15 protein-coding genes and 1 pseudogene are annotated in these 17,910 nt (G+C 44.4%); 7 read left to right on the forward strand and 9 right to left on the reverse strand.

All coding sequences use genetic code 11. The features are described from left to right. Positions 1 to 17: 17 nt before the first annotated feature. Positions 18 to 1,289: an anion permease gene (locus N4J56_RS06170; protein WP_317105660.1), complete on the forward strand. Its 1,272-nt coding sequence runs from the start codon at positions 18 to 20 to the stop codon at positions 1,287 to 1,289. Here N4J56_RS06170 and N4J56_RS06175 read toward each other — a convergent pair. Beyond that, the gene (locus tag N4J56_RS06175; protein WP_317105661.1) at positions 1,252 to 2,268 is read right to left on the reverse strand and encodes a hypothetical protein; all 1,017 of its coding nucleotides are present in this window, start codon (positions 2,266 to 2,268) and stop codon (positions 1,252 to 1,254) included. The genes N4J56_RS06170 and N4J56_RS06175 overlap by 38 nt on opposite strands. Before the next feature lie 239 nt (positions 2,269 to 2,507). Then, positions 2,508 to 3,563, reverse strand: a complete 1,056-nt coding sequence (gene tsaD / locus N4J56_RS06180) for a tRNA (adenosine(37)-N6)-threonylcarbamoyltransferase complex transferase subunit TsaD (protein WP_410500436.1) — start codon at positions 3,561 to 3,563, stop codon at positions 2,508 to 2,510. Between the two features lie 389 nt (positions 3,564 to 3,952). On the opposite strand from tsaD, the gene N4J56_RS06185 reads away from it, so the two are divergent. The 4 genes from N4J56_RS06185 (at position 3,953) to N4J56_RS06200 (ending at position 5,893) form a co-directional block, all read left to right on the forward strand. Then, a complete protein-coding gene (locus N4J56_RS06185) occupies positions 3,953 to 4,456 on the forward strand; it encodes a Photosystem I reaction center subunit III (protein ID WP_317105663.1) in 504 nt (167 codons plus the stop codon). A 40-nt stretch (positions 4,457 to 4,496) separates the two neighbouring features. Further along, the gene (locus N4J56_RS06190) at positions 4,497 to 4,631 is read left to right on the forward strand and encodes a photosystem I reaction centre subunit IX / PsaJ (RefSeq protein ID WP_015153890.1); all 135 of its coding nucleotides are present in this window, start codon (positions 4,497 to 4,499) and stop codon (positions 4,629 to 4,631) included. Positions 4,632 to 4,850: 219 nt separating this feature from the next. Continuing rightward, positions 4,851 to 5,006 carry a photosystem I reaction centre subunit IX / PsaJ gene (locus N4J56_RS06195; RefSeq protein WP_015153889.1) on the forward strand — a complete coding sequence of 52 codons (156 nt, stop codon included), beginning with the start codon at positions 4,851 to 4,853 and terminating at the stop codon, positions 5,004 to 5,006. Positions 5,007 to 5,359: 353 nt separating this feature from the next. After that, positions 5,360 to 5,893 (forward strand): photosystem I reaction center subunit XI, encoded by a 534-nt coding sequence (locus tag N4J56_RS06200; RefSeq protein WP_015153888.1) that lies wholly within the window; start codon positions 5,360 to 5,362, stop codon positions 5,891 to 5,893. A gap of 71 nt (positions 5,894 to 5,964) precedes the next feature. Here the strand turns inward: N4J56_RS06200 and gmk are convergent, their stop codons facing one another. Together gmk and remA are read right to left on the reverse strand one after the other, a co-directional pair. Beyond that, the gene (gene gmk, locus N4J56_RS06205; protein WP_317105664.1) at positions 5,965 to 6,579 is read right to left on the reverse strand and encodes a guanylate kinase; all 615 of its coding nucleotides are present in this window, start codon (positions 6,577 to 6,579) and stop codon (positions 5,965 to 5,967) included. Positions 6,580 to 6,645: 66 nt separating this feature from the next. Next, positions 6,646 to 6,909 carry an extracellular matrix/biofilm regulator RemA gene (gene remA, locus N4J56_RS06210; protein ID WP_015153886.1) on the reverse strand — a complete coding sequence of 88 codons (264 nt, stop codon included), beginning with the start codon at positions 6,907 to 6,909 and terminating at the stop codon, positions 6,646 to 6,648. A 334-nt stretch (positions 6,910 to 7,243) separates the two neighbouring features. On the opposite strand from remA, the gene N4J56_RS06215 reads away from it, so the two are divergent. Continuing rightward, entirely contained in the window at positions 7,244 to 8,986 is a 1,743-nt protein-coding gene (locus tag N4J56_RS06215; protein ID WP_317105665.1) for an NFACT family protein, read from the forward strand. Positions 8,987 to 9,173: 187 nt separating this feature from the next. On the opposite strand, the gene N4J56_RS06220 is transcribed toward N4J56_RS06215, so the two are convergent. Next, complete coding sequence (locus N4J56_RS06220) at positions 9,174 to 9,425, reverse strand: hypothetical protein (RefSeq protein ID WP_317105666.1); 252 nt, start codon at positions 9,423 to 9,425, stop codon at positions 9,174 to 9,176. Here N4J56_RS06220 and N4J56_RS06225 point away from each other — a divergent pair. Continuing rightward, on the forward strand, positions 9,418 to 9,951 hold the full coding sequence (locus N4J56_RS06225) for a DUF5331 domain-containing protein (RefSeq protein ID WP_317105667.1): 534 nt from the start codon (positions 9,418 to 9,420) through the stop codon (positions 9,949 to 9,951). The genes N4J56_RS06220 and N4J56_RS06225 overlap by 8 nt on opposite strands. Before the next feature lie 2 nt (positions 9,952 to 9,953). On the opposite strand, the gene N4J56_RS06230 is transcribed toward N4J56_RS06225, so the two are convergent. From N4J56_RS06230 to N4J56_RS06245, 4 genes and pseudogenes are all read right to left on the reverse strand, one after another. Beyond that, positions 9,954 to 11,609 (reverse strand): iron uptake porin, encoded by a 1,656-nt coding sequence (locus tag N4J56_RS06230; RefSeq protein WP_317105668.1) that lies wholly within the window; start codon positions 11,607 to 11,609, stop codon positions 9,954 to 9,956. A 562-nt stretch (positions 11,610 to 12,171) separates the two neighbouring features. Beyond that, on the reverse strand, positions 12,172 to 15,663 hold the full coding sequence (locus N4J56_RS06235) for a PAS domain S-box protein (protein ID WP_317105669.1): 3,492 nt from the start codon (positions 15,661 to 15,663) through the stop codon (positions 12,172 to 12,174). A 184-nt stretch (positions 15,664 to 15,847) separates the two neighbouring features. After that, positions 15,848 to 16,033 carry a hypothetical protein gene (locus N4J56_RS06240; RefSeq protein ID WP_317105670.1) on the reverse strand — a complete coding sequence of 62 codons (186 nt, stop codon included), beginning with the start codon at positions 16,031 to 16,033 and terminating at the stop codon, positions 15,848 to 15,850. A gap of 172 nt (positions 16,034 to 16,205) precedes the next feature. Continuing rightward, positions 16,206 to 17,700 (reverse strand): annotated as a pseudogene (locus N4J56_RS06245) (gluconokinase). Between the last annotated feature and the right edge of the window lie 210 nt (positions 17,701 to 17,910).

Consider the following 17,910-nt stretch of genomic DNA (forward strand, 5'->3'; position numbering starts at 1 on the left):
GTTGAGAGCGAATAAGCATGATTCTTTTTTTAGTTGCGCTCCTATCCTTCTACGTTTCTTGGAACTTAGGCGCAAATGATGTTGCTAATGCGATGGGAACCTCTGTTGGCTCTAAAGCTGTGACTTTGCGTCAAGCGTTAGTCATTGCAGGGACTCTAGAATTTACAGGTGCGGTGCTGTTTGGACATGAAGTTTCAGAAACTCTAGCAACCAAAATTTTCAATCCTGCCCTATTCATTTCTCAGCCAGAAGTATTGTTAGTAGGCATGATATCAGTTCTACTAGCTGGGGGAGCGTGGTTGCAAATCGCGACTTCACAAGGGTTACCCGTGTCCTCTTCTCATGCAATTGTAGGAGCGATCGCGGGTTTTAGTGCTTGCGCGATCGGATGGGAAGCAATAGACTGGGCATCAATCGGTAAAATCACTTTTGCCTGGGTTATTACGCCGATAGTCAGTGGTGCGATCGCCTCTGCATTCTACAGTCAGGTAAGACACTGGATTTTGACTCAACCCGATCCTCTCAAACAGCTAGACGAGTGGATTCCTTGGTTAAGTGTGGCATTGATAAGTATTTTTGGTGTCATCGTCCTACCTACAGTCAGTCATCCAATATATACTTTGCTAACTCAACATTGGAGTTTACAACTTCCCGCCCGAGATTTACCTTTAGGGCTAGGAGCGATCGCGTCTGTATGTCTGAGTGTCTATGGTTGGAGACAACTAGCAAAGTCAAAAGTTCAAAGTCAAAAGTCAAAAGTAGTTCCGACTCCCGACTCCCTTGTAGAAAAACAACTGGCACGCTTCCAATTATTGAGTGCTTGTTTCGTCGCTTTCGCACACGGTTCTAACGATGTCGGGAATGCGATCGCACCCTTGGCAGCAATCTCTTATATTATTCGTACTGCTAGTGTCCCTGTAGATGGCATCGCAATTCCGTTATGGATTCTCGTACTTGGCGGCGCTGGTATTGTTGCAGGTTTAGCTGTTTGGGGTAAAAAAGTCATCGCCACCATCGGCGAGGGAATTATTCCTTTACAACCGAGTGGCGGCTTCTGTGCTGAATTAGCCACGGCAACAACTATTTTACTGGCTTCACGCCTGGGTTTACCCGTTTCTACATCCCATGCTCTAGTTGGTGGTGTCGTGGGAGTTGGTTTAGTCAGAAATTGGAAAACAATTCAGTTCCAAACTGTGCGAGGAATTGCCGCAGCTTGGATAATTACAGTGCCGATAAGTGCGGTTTTGGGTGCTAGCATCTTTGCGATTGCACGTCTAATCTTCCTCTAGTTGAAAGCTTGTCAGCAACTTTGTGCGCGACACAGTGTTTGTGAGCGTAAACCGTGCGATCGCCAATTTGACACTGTTGAATCCAATCCCAACCTAGTCTTACCATCGGACGGTGGCAAATACCGCAGACGTATTTATCAATCGTATCTAGTTCTGCACCAATTAAATATTGTTGTGCTTCAGGAAAAATTCCCGACTCTTTTAAAAATTCACAAACAACGCGATATGGATCTACCCGACACCACCAACTGGCGACATGATACATCTCAAAACCTAGTTTTTCTAAATACTTTTCATTCCCTAAAGTTTTACTGTGTCCTCCATTGAGAAAATGTTGTTCGCCAGCAACTTCTAAGCCTAATAATCTAACTTGGTTGCTGTTATGACTCGCTACCCACAGTTGGTCTAAAATATATGGAATAGAAGATTGATAGCTAGAACTCGGTACGATAAATTGAGGGGTAATTAGTTTAATTGCTTTATAAAACTTGGCATAGTTATACATAAAATTAGAGAAATTAGCTTTGTTAGACCAAATTCCTAATGCCTTACCATGCATAATTTCATGCATAGCGGAATAAGCTTCATACTGCCCGTAGCAAAACTGTTTGGTAGTTAAAAATTTCTCTGGAACTTGATAGCCTCTTTGTTTGGCAACGCGGAATGCTTGAGAGGAGTTTAATTGCTGAAAATACTTTTCTTTCGATACGGGAATTGTTGTACCGTTGGAACTGATATAATGCCAGCCCGTTCTTAAAGCTTGCATCAGCAAATCGCGATCGCCAATTTCTTGATACAGTTGCTCGACATACTCGTAGCAAGGTTTATTGTGAGTCGGCAAGTCAAAAACAAGTTTAGTTTTCGGCGCACCCAGCATAATATCTGAGTTTTTCAGAGTTAATTTTGTTAGTTTTTCTAATTGTGAAATATAGTCGTGAATTCTAATTGCACTCTTAATTTCTTGTACATCTAGAGACATATAAATATTACTAATAAATTTCCCATGTATAAAACCATACTGGAATTCACTGATGATGTCTAACCTTCTCCAGGTATATTTATGAAAACTTTATTCAAATTACAAAAATAGTAAAGAATTAGCGTATAAATACAGAGAATGTAGGGAATAACAACGGGTAATTGGTGATGGGTAATTAGTAATTACTCCCTCAGTTCTCTGCTCCTCTGCACCTGAAGCTCCTCTGCTCCCTCTGCTCCCTACTCCCTACTGCCTGCTCCCTGATAAAGCTGCATCACATCTTTCAGAGATAAACGCGACTGCACGCCTAAAGTCAAGGGTGAGGTATGCCCTCGGTTAAGATGGTCGGCAGCAGCACAACCAATCATGGCAGCGTTATCAGTACAAAGCTTTAAAGGCGGAAATAACACGCGCAGATTATGACTGGCTGCTGCTATTTGCAGGTGTTTTCTGAGGCTGCTGTTGGCTGCAACTCCACCACCTACAGCGATAGTTTCTAAGCCATAGTCCCGAGCGCAAGCGATCGCCCGTTTAGTTAGCGATCGTGCTACTGTTTCCTGAAAACTTGCCGCTACATCTGCCACTGGTACAGCACCATTCTGCTCTAGTTGCCGTACCAATCGCAGTACTGCTGTTTTCAAGCCGCTAAAACTCGAATCATAGGGATGATAACCACCCTGCGATCGAGAAATATTTCCTTCTGGCAAGGAAAAAGCTTGAGCGTTACCTGTCTGTGCCAATTTGTCAATGATAGGACCGCCAGGATATCCCAATTGCAAGAGCCGTGCAACTTTATCAAAGGCTTCTCCAGCCGCATCATCGCGGGTTTCACCTAATGTCTCGTACACGCCGCAATCTTTAACGTAGATCGAGCTAGTGTGTCCGCCAGAAACTAACAAGCACAAAAAGGGTGGCTGTAAACTTGGTTCGCTCAAGTAGTTGGCGTAAATATGCCCTTCTAGGTGATGTACGCCCAAAAAGGGCTTTTGATGGATTAATGCTAAAGTTTTTGCTGCCGTGATGCCTACCATCAAAGCACCAACCAAGCCAGGCGCGCAAGTCGCCGCAATCCCATCCAGATCTTGCCAGTTCATTTCAGCTTGCTCTAAAGCTAGGGCGATCGCCTGATTGATAATTTCTAAATGCTGGCGCGAAGCAACCTCTGGTACAACTCCCCCGTACTGACTGTGTACTAAGATCTGGGAGTTAACAACACTGCTACAAATTTGACGATTCTTAACAATCGCCACCGCAGTTTCATCACAACTTGTTTCTATCGCTAAAACTGTAGCCATTGTTAAGTCGGGAGTCAAGAGTCGGGAGTCGTTAGGGGCAGGTTTATTCAGCATACCTAGACTAGGGTGAAAAATTCAGTAGTTAAACCTACCCGTACAGGAGCCGGAAAGTGGAGAATAAACAATTACGAATGGATATGATGAAGAATTTTTGCAGGCACGCTCTTTGTTCTTCATTATTTCACTACCCGATTTTTAGTCTTTTTCCCCTACTCCCTACTCCCTACTCCCTACTCCCTATATTAAGTAGCTTAAACTTTGATTTGCTCTAACTTTACTAGGATCGCGCGCGAGAGTATGATTGCTTCCAAGTGCGTGCAAACATACTGTACAAACTGATTCATTTTGTAAAATAAACTTTTTGTTTTGTAACAAAAGGAAACAATTCCATGCGTCGATTGTTTGCGCTGATCTTAGTTATTGGTGGACTGTGGTTTACATTTGCTCCACCAGCTCAAGCACAGCAAGTTAATTTAGTACGTTGCAGTGACTCTCCTGCATTTATTCAACGGGCACAAGCAGCCCGCAATACGACTGCCGATCCGCAATCGGGTGAAAAGCGGTTTGAGCGGTACGCTCAAGCAATGTGTGGTCCTGAAGGTCTACCCCACCTGGTTGTTGATGGTCGTCTCGATCGCGCTGGCGATTTTTTAATTCCTAGCATTATGTTTCTCTACATTGCCGGTCAGATCGGCTGGGCGGGGCGTACCTATCTGCTAGCCACCAAGAAAAAGTATGCTAGTGAAACCGAAATCAAAGAAGTCATCATTGATGTTCCCTTAGCATTTCAGAGCATGGTGTCAGCATTTGCTTGGCCCCTAGCCGCCGTGAAAGAGTTGCTCTCAGGCGAACTCACTGCTAAAGACGAAGAAATCCCCATTTCTCCGCGCTAATTGAACGTTACTTTGTTTGAAATACTTGGGAGAGCTACAAATGCAACAAAAATATTTCCTGCAATATCTTTCTCTCGCACCAGTTTTGCTATTTGCATGGCTGGCTGAAACAGCTGTGTGGTTGATCGTGTTTAACTACTTCTTCCCCGATCTTCTCTTCCATCCCCTGCCATAAGTAGGGGTGTTTGAGCTAGAGGTGAGGGAATAGCTCGGAGAGAATTGCGATCGTTGCTACTCTTTTTGCGTTCTGTTCTCTACCCTCTGGTTCTTAAAAGCTTGACGGTCAATCGACCAAGCGAATGATGGCGGTTTGAAACTCGCAAATTACTATCAATTTAGTGCATAGCGCGTTTCATACTTTAAAGATCGTTTACTGGTCGGGAGACCAAAATTCATGCAAAAACAGAACGAGAACGAACAAAAACACTATCTTCAGAGGTATCTTTCCTTAGCTCCGGTGCTAGCTGTGGTTGCTGTATCGGTGGCTTTCACGACTTGGGCAATTTTTAACTACTTTTTTCCTGACTTACTTTTTCACCCAATGCCGTAAGCTAGAACTAATTAGTTCCTCACATCTAGCTAGAGTCTGAAATTTAAGCATGTAGCGCTACATATAATAAGATCTAAAGATAGCCCAATAGTATAGATTTCAATATTGAGTATTAAAATTACAATTACAGCCTAAGCGATTGGGAGATTTTACATAGAAAAAATAGTTTTGCACAACGCAAAAAGAAATAGTTTTGCGCCACGCAAACAGAGTGAAAACTCGCGTGTTTGATGCTTGCGATATGACGGCGAGCGCTTAATTAATTTTTTTTAACTTCTCTGTCTAAATTGATATTTGGCTACAATTATTCACCTAAAATGATGCCACGACCTTATTGATATCATACGGAGAATATGGCGCAAGCAATAGATGCATCTAAAAATAGACCCGGCGATCCTAGAAATCAAGAAGTTGTCTTTCCTGCTGGGCGCGATCCTCAGAATAGTAACTTAGAAACACCAGTAAATTCTTCTGGCTTGGTGAAGTGGTTTATTAATAACTTACCCGCTTATCGTCCAGGTATCACCGATATGCGGCGGGGTTTGGAAGTTGGTATGGCACATGGTTACTGGGTACTCGGACCCTTTACTAAACTCGGTCCGTTACGCGATACAGATGTTGCCAACATTGCTGGATTGATCAGTACTTTAGGTATGGTAGCAATCATGACTGCTACTATGGCTTTGTACTCTGCTAGCAATCCACCTCAACCTGTTGCTACTACTACCACTGGTGGTCAAGTTCCTTCTACTTTCAAATCGCCAGAAAGCTGGAACAACTATATTAGTGGTTTCTTGATTGGAGGCGTTGGTGGCGCGGTGTTTGCCTACTTCGTGCTGACAAATATAGCTATCATCAAGAACGTTTTTGGTGGGCTATTTTCATAACGTAGTTTGGTAATAGGTAATAGGTAGTTGCTGTTTGTCAATTACCTATTATTCATTACCAATTTAATTTGTTAATCTGTCCTAGAATCGGGAAATAAAATAGCTTCTATTTCTTGCAGTGCCGCTTCTCGATTATCGTTGATGACTTTGTAATCGAATTCACCAGCAGCATTAATTTCGGCTTGAGCGCGGCGCAGACGACGAGCGATCGCCTCTTCTGAATCTTGACCGCGACTGCGCAAGCGTTGCTCTAGTTCTGCCATTGAAGGTGGTAAGATAAAAATGCGTAGCACTTCAGGAAAAGAAGCGCGGATTTGTCTTGCTCCTTCTAATTCAATTTCTAAGATGGCAATTTTTCCCTCGCCGATCTTTTCTGCCACTGGTTGACGAGGAGTGCCGTAGCAATTACCTGCAAATTCAGCCCATTCTAGTAATTCGCCGCGATCGACCATTTGTCGAAATTCTTCACGGCTCACGAAATAATAGTGTTTGCCGTGAATTTCTCCAGGGCGAGGGGTGCGCGTCGTGACTGAAATTGACAGGTAAAGCTGAGGGTGACGCTGCAAAAGCAATTGCATGAGCGTACCTTTGCCTACGCCACTAGGACCTGTGAGTACGATCAACCGACCAGCCTTCGAGCCTGGAATTACGGTAGGAGAAATTTGAGTAGGCAAACCTGTCGTCATCCGCGTTCCCAATTTTGTAGTGAAAAAAACGAAATGGTTTATTTCACATACTACTGCTTCTCCAGCTCAATTGTCTCCATGATGGTCGCGACCGATCACAAATCGATTCGCCACTGTTTCCGGTTGGATTGCTGAGAGAATCACATGGCTGGAATCAGTTACGATCACAGCCCGCGTCCGCCGACCGTAGGTCGCATCGATTAGCTGTCCTCGATCCCGTGCGTCAGTAATGATACGCTTGATAGGTGCGGATTCTGGACTGACAATGGCAACGACTCGGTTAGCAGATACAATGTTGCCAAAACCGATGTTGATTAACTGAATGTCCATGATAAATTAACGCAAAAAATGCGGCGCGAGAGGCAAATAAATATCTACTTTTCATGGTATCTATAAAAATTTGGAGTTACAAGGCTAAAATCACCCAAAAACCAGGCTTTTTATTTAGTTCGAGCGCATTTTTATCCAATATCTATCTTTAGATATCCTTCAAAAGAAAGAGAAAAGAAAACTTAGTTATCAGTTGTCAGTTGTCAGTAATCTGACTTCTGACACCTGTACGGGCGGGTTTACCAATAGTCTTTGACTCTGACCAGTATTTCTGGTGAACCCGCTCCTACAATTTTTGACTTCTGAGTTCATCCCTTACCCCTAGATCCCTCAATTGCAACCAGTTGATTTCACTACACTTATTGCTGCTTGTAGCGAGTTGAGTAAAGATTGGATTCCAGCTCGTTTGGAACAGGTTTATCAACGCGATCGCTACACGATTTTGCTAGCGCTACGGACACTCGATCGGCGTGGATGGCTAGAAATATCTTGGCATCCCCAAGCAGCCCACCTTTGCATCGGTACTCCACCACCGCGACAACCAGATACTTTTACTTTTAGCCAACAATTACTGCACCAACTTAATGGTTTGGCTCTCATTTCTTGTAGTCCCGTCGTCCCTTGGGAACGAGTTGTCGATTTACAGTTTGCCCGTCGTCCAGGAGAACCCGTACTTTGGCACGTATACGTGGAAATTATGGGCAAATATAGTAATGTCGTCCTGACAAATGCTGCAAACGAGATTACTACGGCTGCACATCAAGTCAGCCCCCAACAATCGAGCGTGCGCCCGATTCAGACTGGGCAAAGTTACGAACTACCACCCGCACTGACGGGGACAGCTCCATCTTTAGATGAGCCGTTTTCGCGCTGGCAAGAACGGGTCAGCCTCGTACCGTCGGCTTTAAAACGCTGTTTGCTCAAAAGCTATCGCGGTATCAGTCCTGCTTTAATAGAGGCGATCGCGCAAGCAGCTGATTTAGATCCAGAGCAATCTACAGATAGCTTGACAGCAGAAGATTGGCAGCAGCTATTTCATTACTGGCAAGCGTGGCTGCAAATATTAGCAACATCTGAATTTTTTCCTGGTTGGACGGCAACGGGATACACGGTTTTCAAATGGAATGCCATTCAGCCTGTAGCAAGCATTCAAGAGTTACTTAACCAATATTATACAAATCAACTCAATCGACAGGAATTTAGCCAACTTCAATATCAGTTAAGTCAAAAAATTCAAAGCCTATTGGCAAAATTACAGCAAAAGATCGATAGCTTTAAAGCACGTTTGCAGCAATCCGATCGCGCCGACAGCTATCGCCAACAGGCAGACTTATTGATGGCTCACCTCCAAGAATGGCAGCCAGGGATGAAGTCAATTACGCTAGCAGACTTTGAAACGGGAGAACCAGTAGCGATCGCCCTCAATCCCGAAAAAAATGCGATTCAGAATGCCCAAGGTTTATACAAGCAAGCGGGTAAACTCAAACGAGCAAGAGGTGCGGTAGAACCACTACTAGCCGAGGTAGAACAGGAACGCGATTATCTAGAGCAAGTCGAAGCCGCAGTTGCTCAAGTCGATAAGTATCAATCTACAGAAGACTTGGAAGCTCTAAAAGAAATTCGCGAGGAGTTGATCCAACAGAAATATCTCAAAGCACCAGATTACGGACGGCGCAATGCAAATGAAGATTCCAGCGTTAATTTTCATCGCTATTCTACTCCCAGTGGCTTTGAACTGCTCGTCGGACGCAACAACCGCCAAAACGACCAATTGACTTTTCGCGTTGCCGGAGATTACGATCTGTGGTTTCACGCTCAAGAAATTCCTGGCAGTCACGTTTTGATACGGGTTACGCCTGGGGCTATACCCGAAGAAGCAGATTTACAGTTTGCAGCTGACTTTGCTGCCTACTACAGCCGCGCCCGTCAAAGCGATCGCGTACCAGTGATATATACAGAGCCAAAATACGTCTACAAGCCGAAGGGGGCAAAGCCTGGAATTGCGATTTACAAACAAGAGCAGGTAATTTGGGGGCAACCCTTGCAAGCAGAGCAATATCTGCAACAATCGAACTAGTTCCACGCACGGATGTTGAAGTCTCATGCCGCTCGCAGAAGTAAAAATTTACTCCTCTCCACTCAGGGCATTGCGATCAAACTTAATGATTACTTCAAATTATTGCCTTGCAACATCTACCTTCTGGCTCAGTTAAGTCAAGAATTTGTGAATTTTGTTAAAAAAGTCTGTGTTTCTCGTTACAATATCAGTTGGGAGGAAAAGCTTTTGCCCGCTGTAGCGATGGGAACGCACAGTTTTGGTATTCCTCAATATCGTAGCCGACAACGTAATATAAGTTGACTGGACTAGCTATGGGAAGCTGGTCTTTTTTTTGAGAGGGTAGAATTCGGAAGTTAAATGAAACAATGAGAAAGGTGCGATCGCATCTTGACTTAGGTGCAAGACTTAGCCATGCTGTTTTGTTGTTTGAACTGCGATTGAGGTAGGTCGTGAACATTCAGCAACTACGCCACGCTCTTAAGGTCAAATGGCTGATTTACTATCAGCAGAATCGACCTTGGTTGACTAAAATTCGGATTTGGGGAACGTTTGATGGCAAGCGTCGCCCTTGTTCTAGTTTCATTTTGGCAGTCGTAACCAATTTAGAGCCAAAACTAATTGAGGTGCTGCCTTTTGTCGCCCAGTTAAATAGCGACCCCGATCGAATTGTAGCGGCTTTAGGGCTAAACTTTAATCCAGACGAGGAGTTGAAAGCTTCAAAAACACCGACAAAGCTACAGGTAAGCTCAGCTAGTAACGGTGTTGTTTCGCCTATGCAGGCAGCACCATATCAAAATGGTAACGGCAATGGTAACGGGCATGGCAATGGCAGAGCGCAACCGACTCAAGTGCCAGTAAACTCACCAGTAAACTCCAGTTACAAACCAGAAGATCGAGTTCCGCCACGATTGCCCGTCACGAATTTGCCAAATTGGGTAGATGAGTCGTGTAAGGGGGTAGGACGCAATCCTACCCAGATTTAGTCCTAGAACCGAAACCCAGTCCTAATTGCACCGATGATGATGTCGTCATTATCGGCATTGTGGTCTGGTGCAGTTAACCAGATAACTGCCGGAGTCACTTGGATGTTATCCGTGAGTGCATACTTGTAAAATGCCTCCAGATGCAGAGAGGTATCGCGATCGGGGCTACCGAGATTGCTGTCAAGTTCTGTTAGTCTCGGTTCCATGCCGACTATGATACCGCCTACGCTACCTTCTTTGCCTAAGTCAGGAAAGTTCAAGCTAGCTGCCCAAGTCCACATACTCCCATCTCCCCTACCGATATAACGATGGTTGGCATGTCCTACCCAACCGCTAATAGCTAGACCCGGACTAAGCCTAAACGTACCCGAAAAACCATAGGCATTGACGCTGACGGGTCTACCAAAGCTGCTATTCGATAGGTTACTACCAGTACTCGTACCAAAAGGCGTTAATTCGGTATTTGGCTCTACATCAGGATCGTCGCCTCCAGCGGGGGAGTAGGAGTTGATATAAGACAGACCGAACCTAGAGTTGTCGCTGAGATTGAAGATGATCTGCGCTAATCCTGCATAAGTGCCATCGAACAGACCGTTCTGTGGGAAGGGGTTACTAGCGTTATTGGTAGGAACCAAATAACCTAAATTGAGTTCAATTTGGTCGTTGAAAAAGTGTCTGATGCCTAGACCAGTACCAGCACTGTAGTTATAGATTGGGTTGCGTAAACCGAACAATGATACGGCATTGCCATCTAAGAAGGGAGTCAACTGGTAGGAAGCATCAAGATCGACAAAACCATTACCCGCCGCCGCTAAGTAAATGTTGGTGCGATCGCCCACCGGAAAGCGATAGCGCAGTAACCCCAGTTGGGCATCTCCGCCTGTATCACCATCAAATTCGATCCGACCTTCGTTTGTCAGTGTTTCACCGCTATTTGTCCCGCCTAGAGGAACGACGTTACCCATTTGCAAGCGAGTTGTGAGTTGATCTTCGCCCGTAAAACTAGTTTGTAAATTGAGGCGCACCCTGTAACTCGCAGTTGGGTTAGTATCTACTGGTTCGCCAGCAGCATTGTCACCCTCAATCAGACTGATGAGGGCAAAGATAACTTCTCCCTCCAGCTTGGTTGTCGTCGAAAACTGGTTGGCTTCTAATTCTGCCGTCGTTGCTTCTAACGTGTCAACCCGACCTCTAAGAGTTGCAAGTTCGGGAGCAAATTCTTGCTGTAATTTTTGTATTGTTGCTAAATCGTCTTTACTAACAGTGTCAGCGCTACCCGTGGCAATTAATTCGTTAATTCTGTCTAAAGCTGCATTCAATCCAGCCGCAAATTCATAGCGAGTCATTGCCCGATTACCGCGAAAAGTACCATCGGGATAACCTGCAATGACTCCGTATCTTTCTACTAAAGATTGCAATGCCTGAAACGCCCAATCAGTAGGTTGAACGTCTGATAATTGCGAGACAGATGTAACTTGGGCTAGCGAGTTTTCTGCTAGACTTTGTACTTTAGTTTCTTCAGTCGAATTAAGATCGGAGGCAATCGCCCGATCTGACGTTGATATATTTGTTTGCGCTGCTAATAAATTGATACCTGCAAACGGAGCTATTAAGATGCTAAGTGTCAATAAGAGGATATGTTTTGTAAATTTTTGCATTTTTCACCACACTCAAAAATTTTTTATTTGGCATTTGGAATTCATGCATAACAATGGAACAAGCAAGCATTTCAAAAACTGCTCGTAACTGTTATAGGCAAATAAAACAGCTAGAACTTGAGAAAAATTGATTTTGTTTCTAGTTGAGATTGATTCTTCCATAGGAAATTCAACCGCAAATATCTACGGTTGAATCTATCTATGCAAGAGCTTTTGCAGCTATTGTTTTGCCTAGCAGATAAAACTCCGATGTTTCTGCCAGATCTCTTTCGTTGTATTTTCTCCCACTTGAAATAAAATATTGGTTATCTTCAAAAGACCTACCATTTCCTCAATTTAACTATGAGAAAAAAGGTAAACATCCATCTCTAGAAATAGTTAAAAATGCTATTTTTCTGGATTAAAGTAATTAATAATTAAGAATGGTTGTTAAAAAATATTACAAACTCGCTATTATTTTTCAGTTTGTGAGTTTTGCGATCGCCGAAACAAAAGGCGTTTGTGGGGGAATAAATTCAGAGGAAATGAGCTAAATTTAAATATTGATTTTGACTGAGAATCATCAACTTTGGATGAGATTGGCGATCGCGGCGACTAGCTCTGCTACGACCACAGGTTTGGCGAGATGACGCTGAAAACCAGCCGCAATCGCGCTTTGACGGTCTGACTCTCTAGCAAAAGCAGTCAGAGCGATCGCGAAAATTGGTTCGCCTCCTCTGGCTGCCGTTTGCGATCGCACCTGACGTAGCAGAGAGTAGCCATCCTCTTCTGGCATTCCAATATCGCTGACAATTACATTTGGTTGAAATTGGTTCAAGATTTCTAGTGCTTCTTTAGCCGATCTTGCTACCTTGACTTCCGCCTCCTCTAGGGTCAAAGCAAAATGCAAAAAGTCCCGCGCATCTGCATCATCATCAACCACAAGTATTCGGATACCTTGGAGGGGCAAATCTCCCTTGTCTTCCTTGTCCTTCTTGTCTTCCCCATCCCCCTGTCTAGTTTCCAGTAAAGGTATCGTGACAGTAAAAGTCGCCCCCTGCCCTTCTCCTAAACTTGCAGCCGCGATCGTTCCCCTGTGCAATTCAACTAAATGACGGGCGATCGCCAACCCTAATCCTAAGCCATCTTTCGAGCGCGTCGTCACATCATCAGCTTGCCGAAAGCGCTCGAAAATATAAGGTAGAAATTCAGGGCTGATACCTTGTCCTGTATCGGTGACTTGGATTTGGGCAAATTTTGGGTAATTGGTAATTGGTAATTGGTAATTGGTAATTGGGTAGTGCTTGGTGCGTGGTTTTTCTCCCTCAGCTCCCTGCTCAACTCGTTTGAGCGAAATCTCAACTCGTCCGCCGTTAGGAGTAAATTTAATTGCATTCGTCAGCAGGTTGGTGACAATTTGTTGGAGACGATGGAGATCGCCAGAAACCATGAAGGGAGAATTTGGAATAGACGCTGACGCTACACTGCGTGAACGGAATTCTGAATTCTGAATTCCGAATTGTAAATCGATGTTTTTGGCTTGGGCTGCTAGTTTCAAGCTCGTTACGGTTGAGTCGACTACATTCAAGAGATTAACAGGGGCAAGGGTGAGGCGGAGGTTTCCCCGAATCATGCGCGAGACATCTAGCAAGTCTTCGAGCAGTTGGGATTGTGCTTGAGCGTTGCGCTCGATCGTTTCTAAAGCACGGGCAGCTACTTGAGGATCGTATTTGCGGGTACGCAGCAGTTTTGCCCAGCCGAGAATCGAATTAAGGGGCGATCGCAATTCATGGGAAACCATCGCCAAAAATTCATCTTTGCTGCGATCGGCTCGTTCTGCTTCCTTGCGGGCTAGCTGTTCTTTGGCTAAAAGTGCTTCCCGTTCTCGTTCCCATCGCTTTTTCTCGCTAATATCTAATACAAAAGCAACACCGCGATCACTATACCCTGGCAGAAAAGCGCAACCGAGTAAAATCGGAATACGACTACCATCTTTGCAAATGTATTCTTTCTCAAATGGAGCGTATTGACCTGTAGTTTGTATAGTCTCTAACTTTTGAGCGTCAGTTGCGTGGTATTCCGGCGGTGTAATATTCTTATAGCGAACTTGTCCAGCTTGCATTTCTTGTCGCGAATAGCCAGTCATGCGACAAAAGGTCTCGTTGGCATCGATAATCTGTCCTTCTGCGTTCCAAAAGAGAATTCCGATCAGATCGGATTCAAACACGCCTCGGAAGAGCGCTTCGCTTTGACGCAAAGCTGCTTCGGCTTGTTTGCGTTGTGTAATATCTCGAATCAACCAACGCCAACCGACTAAATCTTCTTGACCATTGTCGATCGCCGCCAGCGAAACTTCAGCCGGAAAAGGCTTGCCTCGGAAGGGTTTTAAGTTCAATTCCCAAGTTTGAATTAGTTGCGCGGATGCAGAATGATTCGCCTTTGCTGCAAATCGATTTAACTGTCTCCAAAAAACCTGCATTTCTTGCGGAGCGACAAAGGCGTTTAAAGGTTTGCCAATTAACTGTTGTTGGTCGATCGCTAGCAAGCTCGTTATAGCTCTGTTGGCTTCTTGAATTATGCCTTGGCAATTGGTAACTAAATATCCATCTGGAGCAAAATTGAATAAATCTTGATACCGTTGGGTTTGTATTTCGCTTAAATTACGAGCCTGGATTAGTTCTTCGTTTTGTTGGTTAAGTTCCTCTTGAGAAATTTGGAGTTCCTCTAACGCCACCTGCAAATTCTGATTGCTCTGTGTTAATGCGGCTGCGCGTTGCTCTAATTGAGCGTAAACATCTCGTAGGGTTGCTTCAGCTTGTTTCTTATCGCTAATATCTCGCCCTTCAGGAATAAGCAACACGACTTGTCCGGTTTCATCAAACACTGGTTTGAGGGAAAAATCAATCGTTGCTACCCTGTCACCTGCACTCAATACATCCACTTCATATCGAACAAATTCCCCCGCCGCCGCTTGCTCGATCGCTTCTCGTAACCGTGCTTGAATTTCGGGTGAAATCGTCCACCATTTGGTTTCCCAAAACGGGCGATCGATAACTTCTTCTTTTGCCACTCCCGCAAAATCTAGGGCAGTTTGATTCACTTCGAGTAAAATTCCTTCAGGGGAGAGCGAACCAATCATCTGAAATGTGGAATTGAAGATGGCGCGAAAACGGCGATCGCTCTCTCGCAGTTTTGCCGCTAATAAACGGTATTGCTGTTTATTTCTTTCCGCCGCCTCCCGCACTTGTTTTTCTTGAGCTAGTATTTTTTCTCGCTCGATTTCTGCCTGTTTGCGTGCCGTGACATCTCGCCAAGCCGCAACAAACCCATCATTTAATCTACTAATCCGAATATCGTAAGCTCGGTTTAAGCAGCGATCGCCATAAATATCTGTATAATCCAGAGATTCTTTAATTAGTGGTTTGCCTGTTTCTACAACTTGGCAATATTCCTCAAACAAACCACTGTCCTTGTGAGCGGGAAGTAACTCGCAAAGTCTTCTCCCAATTTGCTGCTCTTGCGTCATGCAATTCTGTTCGCAAGCCGCTGCATTGACGTATTCAACTTGAAAATCTACGATCCGTCCAGACTCATCGCGAATACTTGAATAAATGCCAAAACAGTCGAGTAAATTTTCTACAGATGTTTGAAACCGTTGTTCGCTAGCTTGTAGTTTTTGCCGTAGTTGAGTATTGGCGATCGCACTACCTACTGCTTGCCGCAATTCATCAGCTGTGGCTTGCCCTTTCACGAGATAATCTACTGCACCATTTTTTAGTGCTTTGACTGCGATCGCCTCATTCCCATGACCTGTTACCATGACGACGGGAGGGCAATCTTCACCTGCTTGCTGTCTCAGCGTCGTTAGAAATGCCAAACCATCTAAATCTGGTAGTTGATATTCTAATAAAATTCCATCAAGCGATCGCGATTGACACAGTAATAAACCACTTTGCCCTGATTCCGCTTCTAAAATTTTATACTTAACCTCTTGGTCTTCTAGGAGATACTCTCGATAAATTTCTCGATCTGGCGCACAACAATCAACAATTAGAACTGTGCGGTGCTGTGTCATAGATCCTATCTATAGATGCAGTACTTTTCAGGCGATCGAGAAAGGCAGAAAGCAGAGGACAAAAGGTAGAAATAATTTTGACTACCAGTTATATAATATACTTAATTGCCGAGCATTTTACTGACATACTTTTACATTCTACCTTTCGCTACTTTGAAGCAATTCTCTTCCTTAAGACATCTATCTAAAAGTAGATTGCTTTTCGATTGGTAATGGGTAATTGGTAATGGGTTGATGGTTGACATACGATTGTACGGGCAGGTTTTGACTCCAGATTGACTGCTGGGGTTGTGAATTCATTTGCTAAACCCGCCCCTGATTGTACGGGCAGGTTTTGACTCCAGATTGACTGCTGGGGTTGTGAATTCATTTGCTAAACCCGCCCCTGATTGTACGGGCGGGTTTTGACTCCAGATTGACTGCTAGGGTTGTGAATTCATTTGCTAAACCCGTCCCTGATTGTACGGGCGGGTTTTGTACTCAAGATTGACTGCTGGGGTTGTGAATTCATTTGCTAAACCCGTCCCTACGACAATTAACTGTTAAAACTCTGCCTCTAGCTGCCGATATAAACGTTGATAGCGCGAGAATAACTGATGATAGGTGCGTGTCAAGTCGAGATTGGGCGAAATGCGATCGCGAATTTTAATTGTCGGTTGCACGTCAGCTAAATCGGCGATCGCACCGATGGCGTACATTGCTAATACTGCTGCCCCGTAGCCACTGGCTTCGTAAACCTCTGGCATCGCTACCACCATACCAAATGCATCTGCCATCATTTGCAACCATGCTTGAGAACGGGCAAAACCGCCAGAAGCGCGAATTTCTCCTGTAGTTCCAGTAATTTCTTGAATTGCCACGTTGATGCTGTAGACGGCGAAGATAATTCCTTCCATTGCTGCCCTAATTGTATGCGATCGCGTGTGGTTGAAATTCAAACCAAAGAAGACACCCCGCGCTTTAGGGTTCCAGTAGGGGGCGCGTTCTCCCGATAAATAGGGTAAACAGATCAATCCTTCTGCGCCTGCGGGTATTTCCATCGCTGCTTGAATCATCACGTCATACGGATCGATACCCAATCGTTTCGCTGCTTCTACTTCTGGGTAACAAAAGCGATCGCGCAACCATCGTAAAACAATTCCACCGTTATTTGTCGGTCCCCCGATAACCCAATGTTTCTCGGTGAGGGCATAACAAAAAGTTCGCATCTGCGGATCGGTAATCGGTGCGGGGGCTACAGTACGTACTGCACCACTTGTACCGATGGTAATGGCAAATTCGCTACTGGCGATCGCACCTACGCCTAAATTCGCCAGTACACCATCATTTGCACCAATGACGACAGGTGTATGCGGATCGAGTCCCATTGCTTCTGCATACTCAGTTTGCATCCCGCGTAAGATGTGGGTGGTAGGGACTAATTCGCTTAATTGTGCCGCTTGAATTCCTGCTATTGTTAAAGCTTCTGCATCCCAATTTAGGTATTGTAAGTTAAATAACCCTGTCGCGGAAGCAATAGAATAATCTACTACATAACGTTGAAAAAGTCTGAAGAAAATATACTCTTTGATTGAAATAAATTTTGCTGCTTTATGGAAAATTTCTGGTTCTTTTTCCTGCAGCCACATGAGTTTAGTAACAACAGAGACGGGATGAATCGGACTTCCCGTTCGCAGATATAAGTTATGAGTAATCTTATCTTGGTTCAATCTTTCTGTTTGATCGACACTGCGATTATCCGCCCAAATAATGATATTTGATAAGGGTTTATTGTTAGCATCTACTGGCAGTAAACTATGAGTTGCCGTACTAAAACCAACTGCGGCGATTTCTTGTTTAGATATACCAGTATCCATTGCTTGACGCACGGGTAATGACCGCATTAAACAGCGTTTCTGGATCTTGTTCTGCCCAGGTTGGATGCGGGACGATAATTTCATATCCCTGACTGCCCTTACCTTTTATCGTACCATCATGAGAAAATGCGATCGCTTTGGTGCTGGTTGTGCCGATGTCTACGCCGAGGAAGTAGTTCATGATGGGAAGGGAGCAGGGAGTAGGGGAAAGAGAGAGTCGTCCAACTGGGCGAACTGAGGGGATAAGGGGACAGAGAAAAATTATTTATAAAATCAATTTTAGGTTTTTATTAGAGAGAAAGCGCGATTGCTTTAACTTAAATAACAGTTGCTTCTGAGTCGCGATCGTTGTCTGAATTGCATCTGATAGCTGTGAGACAATTACAATAGC

Source organism: Chroococcidiopsis sp. SAG 2025 (assembly GCF_032860985.1).
Taxonomy (GTDB): Bacteria; Cyanobacteriota; Cyanobacteriia; order Cyanobacteriales; family Chroococcidiopsidaceae; genus Chroococcidiopsis.